Genomic DNA, 5,105 nt, shown 5'->3' on the forward strand with positions numbered 1-5,105 from the left:
GCGTGACGCTCCCGCACCGGCCCGCGGCCGACCTCCGGATCAGACGACGACCAGGACCAGGTCCCCGCCCTCGAGCTGCTGGACCGCACCGATCGCGACGCGCTGCACCGTGCCCCCGACGGGCGTCGTGATCGCGGCCTCCATCTTCATGGCTTCGACCGTCGCGACGGTCTGCCCGGCCTCGACCACCTCGCCCTCGTGGACCACGGGCGTCACAGCGCCGGCGAACGGCGCGGCGATCTGCCCGGGCGATCCGGGGTCGGCCTTCTCCGCCAACGACGAGTCGACCTCGATCGACCGGTCGCGCACCTGGAGCGGGCGCAGCTGACCGTTGAGGGTGAACATCACGGTCCGGCGACCGCGCTCGTCGGGCTCGCCGACCGCCTCGAGCCCCACCAGGAGCTTGACGCCGCGGCCGAGCGAGACCTCGACCTCCTCGCCGGGCGTCAGGCCGTACAGGTACGCCTGCGTACCCAGCACCGACACGTCGCCGAACGCGGCCCGTGACGCCTCGTACTCCTTGGTCGGGCCGGCGAAGAGCAGGTGGTTGAGCCGGTTGCGGCGCGCGTCCGAGTCCCCGTCGAGGTCCGCCTGGTCCTCGACCGTGAGGGGCGTGACCGCGTTGCGCACGACCCGGCCCGCGAGAGCCTTGCTGCGGAACGGCTCGGGCCACCCGCCGGGCGGGTCGCCCAGCTCGCCGCCCAGGAACGCGATGACCGAGTCCGGGATGTCGTAGTCCTGAGGGTTCTCGGCGAAGTCGGCCGGGTCTGCGCCGCGCGCCACGAGCTGCAGCGCCAGGTCGCCCACGACCTTGGACGACGGGGTCACCTTCACGAGCCGGCCGAGGATGCGGTCGGCCGCGGCATACGTCGCCTCGATCTGCTCGAACCGGTCCCCCAGGCCGAGCGCGATGGCCTGCTGGCGCAGGTTCGAGAGCTGGCCGCCGGGGATCTCGTGTTCGTACACGCGCCCCGTCGGGCTCGACAGCCCCGACTCGAACGGCGCGTAGAGGCGGCGTACGGCCTCCCAGTAGGGCTCCAGGTCGCACACCGCACGCAGCGAGAGGCCCGTGTCGCGCTCGGTGTGCTCGAGGCCCGCGACCAGGGCGGACATCGAGGGCTGGCTCGTGGTGCCCGCCATCGCGGCGCTCGCGACGTCCACGGCGTCGACGCCCGCGGCGACCGCTGCCATGAGGGTCGCCATCTGCCCGCCCGAGGTGTCGTGCGTGTGCAGGTGCACGGGCAGGTCGAAGCGCTCCCGGAGGGCCGTGACGAGGCGAGCGGCAGCCGCAGGACGCAGCAGGCCGGCCATGTCCTTGATCGCCAGGACGTGCGCCCCGGCGTCGACGATGCGGTCGGCGAGCTCGAGGTAGTAGTCGAGCGTGTACAGGGACTCGGCCGGGTCGAGCAGGTTGCCCGTGTAGCACAGGGCGACCTCGGCGACCGCGGTCCCCGTCGCTCGCACCGCGTCGATCGCGGGGCGCATCTGCTCGACGTCGTTGAGGGCGTCGAAGATGCGGAAGATGTCGACCCCGGTGGCCGCGGCCTCGCGGACGAACGCCTCGGTGACCTCGGTGGGGTACGGCGTGTAGCCCACGGTGTTGCGGCCGCGCAGGAGCATCTGCAGCGCGACGTTGGGCATCGCCTCGCGCAGTGCCGCGAGCCGGGCCCACGGGTCCTCGCCGAGGAAACGCAGCGCGACGTCGTACGTCGCCCCGCCCCACGCCTCGACCGACAGGAGCTGCGGTGTCGTGCGCGCCACGTAGGGGGCGACCGTGACCAGGTCGTGCGTGCGGACGCGCGTCGCGAGCAGCGACTGGTGGGCGTCGCGGAACGTCGTGTCGGTGACCTTGACCGCGGTCTCGGCGCGCAGCGCCCGGGCGAAGCCCTCGGGGCCGAGCTCCAGGAGCTGCTGACGGCTGCCGGGGACAGGAGCGACCGAGAGGTCGATCGCGGGAAGCTTGGCGGCGGGGTCGATCCCGCCGGGACCCGTCCCGTGCGGACGGTTGACGGTCACGTCGCCCAGGTAGCTCAGGATCTTGGTGCCGCGGTCCGCGCTCTCGCGCGCCGCGAGCAGCTCGGGGCGCTCGTCGATGAACGACGTCGACAGGTTCCCCGCGATGAACTCCGCGTCCGACAGGACTGCCTGCAAGAACGGGATGTTGGTGCGGATGCCGCGGATGCGGAACTCCGCGAGGGCTCGGCGCGCGCGCCGCACGGCCGTCGGGTAGTCCCGCCCGCGGCACGTGAGCTTGACCAGCATCGAGTCGAAGTGGCCCGAGATCTCCGAACCGGCGGTCGCGGTGGCACCGTCGAGACGGACGCCCGCACCGCCCGGCGAGCGGTAGGCCACGATCCGGCCCGTGTCGGGGCGGAATCCGTTGGAGGGGTCCTCGGTCGTGATGCGGGACTGGAGGGCCGCGCCGTTCACGTGGACGTCCTCCTGGCGGATGCCGAGGTCCTCGAGCGACTCCCCCGCGGCGATGCGCATCTGCGAGGAGACCAGGTCGATGTCCGTGACCTCCTCGGTCACGGTGTGCTCGACCTGGATGCGCGGGTTCATCTCGATGAACACGTGCTGGCCCGCGCGCTCGCCCACGGTGTCGAGCAGGAACTCGACCGTCCCGGCGTTCTGGTACCCGATCGAGCGCGCGAACTTCACGGCGTCGGCGCACAGCGCCTCACGGACCGCGGGGTCCAGGTTGGGCGCGGGGGCGATCTCGATGACCTTCTGGTGGCGCCGCTGGACCGAGCAGTCGCGCTCGTACAGGTGCACGACGTTGCCCTGGCCGTCGGCGAGGATCTGCACCTCGATGTGACGCGGGCGCAGGACCGCCTGCTCGAGGAACATGGTCGGGTCGCCGAACGCGCCGTCGGCCTCGCGCATCGCGGCGGCCAACGCCTCGGGCAGGTCCTCACGGCGGTCGACGCGACGCATGCCGCGCCCCCCACCGCCCGCGACGGCCTTGGCGAAGATCGGGAAACCGATCTCGTCGGCGGCGGCGATGAGCTCGTCGATGTCCGACGAGGGCTCGCTCGACGCCAGGACCGGGATCCCTGCCTCGCGCGCCGCCTTGAGCGCGCGGACCTTGTTGCCCGCGAGCTCGAGGACCTCGGCGGGCGGTCCCACGAACGCGATGCCGGCCTCCTTGCAGGCGCGGGCCAGGTCCGGGTTCTCCGAGAGGAAGCCGTAACCGGGGTAGATCGCGTCGGCGCCCGCATCCTTGGCGACGCGCACGATCTCCTCGATGTCGAGGTAGGCCCGGACGGGGTGCCCCTCCTCGCCGATCCGGTACGCCTCGTCGGCCTTCAGCCGGTGCTCGGAGTTTCGATCCTCGTAGGGGAAGACGGCCACCGTCCGGGAGCCGAGCTCGTACGCTGCGCGAAACGCCCGGACCGCGATCTCCGCGCGGTTGGCGACCAGAACTTTCGAGAACACCAAGTACCCCATCCGTCATCGTGGGTCGGGTACGGGACCGTCGCGAGAAGAGGTCCACGCACCCGCTCGTCACGGGCGTCGCTCCGGCACGAGCCGGGACGCCCACAGGCGATCTTCGCACGGCTTCTTCACGGTTCGGGCACCAGGACGTCGCGAGCGGCCGCGAATGTGGCCTGCGACACGGGCGAGCCCCGCCCTGCGGAGGCAGGACGGGGCTCGTCGGAGGGTGTGAGCGACCTGGGTTCAGCCCGCTGTTCGTGCCCGACGGCGCAGCGCCAGCTCGTCCTGCGTAGGACTGCTGGGGGCGTCCTCGGTGTCCGCGAGGGACTCGGTCGGCATCTCGCTGAGCGTGCCCTCGACCTCGCGCCAGACCCGGCCGACCGCGATGCCGAAGACACCCTGCCCACCTTGGACGAGGTCGACGACCTCGTCCGGCGAGGTGCACTCGTAGACGCTCGCGCCGTCGCTCATGAGCGTGATCTGCGCGAGGTCCTCGACTCCGCGCTCGCGCAGGTGGTCGACCGCGGTGCGGATCTGCTGCAAGGAGACCCCGGTGTCCAGGAGTCGCTTGACGATCTTGAGGACGAGGATGTCGCGGAAGCCGTAGAGACGGTGGGTGCCCGAACCGCTGGCGGGACGGACCGTCGGCTCGACGAGCCCCGTGCGCGCCCAGTAGTCGAGCTGGCGATAGGTGATGCCGGCGACACGGCAGGCCGTCGGCCCGCGGTACCCGGTGTTCGTGTCGTGCTCGGTGATGTCCTCACCGAACAGCAGGCCCTGTGCCGCATGGGGAACGGGAGCACCCGGCTCCGCGCTGGCTCCACCGCTGCTGTTCACTGTGCCTCCAAGGGTGATGTGGACTCCACGCTAGGCCCGTGACCGGAGGCCGTCAACGACTGAGCCTCCGAAGTCCGGGCGTGTCGCAGGTGACCGGGAGGCCCTGGAGGCCTCCCCTGGCCCGGCGAACCCTTCCCAGACCTCAGGTCGAGATTGAGTGTCCAAAATAGACGCTTGTGCGCCTATTGTCTCAGGTAAAGCCTGAATGTCACGCGTCCCTTTCGGGGGTTTCGGGCGTTTCCCCTTCCTCGGGTGGACCGAAGTCCTCGGGTGTCACGTGATCCAGGAAATCGCGGAACCGCTCCATCTCCCGTTGCTGCTCGCCGTCGACGAGCTCGACGCCCGCGAGTGCCACGATCTCCGCCGAGCACAGCACGGGGCTCCCGGTCCGCACCGCGACGGCGATCGCGTCCGACGCTCGCGCGTCGACGCGCACCCCTGTTCCCAGCACCATCTCGGCGTAGAAGATCCCGTCGTCGAGGGCCACGATCTCGACACGCGTGAGCTCGACGTCGAGCGCGTCCAGGACGTTCCTCAGGAGGTCGTGCGTCATGGGCCGCGGCGCGCTCAGGTGGGCCTGGGCCATCGCGATCGCGCTCGCCTCCCGTGGCCCGATGATGATCGGCACCACGAGCTCGGCCGCCGGGTCGAGAAGGAGGACGACGATCTCCTGACCCGCGCCCTGCTGCTGGCGCACGCCGAGGACCTCCACGGGGACCATCGGCACCTTGTCGCTCACGTCTCCACCGTACGACGCGTGGCCCGCTCCGTCAGGAGCAGGACCGTGCTGCGTCCGCGAAGCACCGCGCCCCCGGTACGTGGGTACGTAC

At 71.3% G+C, this 5,105-nt stretch carries 3 protein-coding genes; all 3 read right to left on the reverse strand.

The window, feature by feature from the left end:
• Positions 1 to 39: 39 nt before the first annotated feature.
• On the reverse strand, positions 40 to 3,438 hold the full coding sequence (locus ACFWFR_RS17145; RefSeq protein WP_377623815.1) for a pyruvate carboxylase: 3,399 nt from the start codon (positions 3,436 to 3,438) through the stop codon (positions 40 to 42).
• A gap of 243 nt (positions 3,439 to 3,681) precedes the next feature.
• The gene (locus ACFWFR_RS17150) at positions 3,682 to 4,275 is read right to left on the reverse strand and encodes a MerR family transcriptional regulator (protein ID WP_191802470.1); all 594 of its coding nucleotides are present in this window, start codon (positions 4,273 to 4,275) and stop codon (positions 3,682 to 3,684) included.
• A 208-nt stretch (positions 4,276 to 4,483) separates the two neighbouring features.
• Positions 4,484 to 5,014, reverse strand: coding sequence for a bifunctional nuclease family protein (locus tag ACFWFR_RS17155; protein WP_377623813.1), 531 nt, complete (start codon positions 5,012 to 5,014; stop codon positions 4,484 to 4,486).
• Between the last annotated feature and the right edge of the window lie 91 nt (positions 5,015 to 5,105).

The sequence above is a fragment of the Oerskovia sp. NPDC060287 genome (assembly GCF_042726775.1).
GTDB classification, from domain to species: domain Bacteria; phylum Actinomycetota; class Actinomycetes; order Actinomycetales; family Cellulomonadaceae; genus Oerskovia; species Oerskovia merdavium.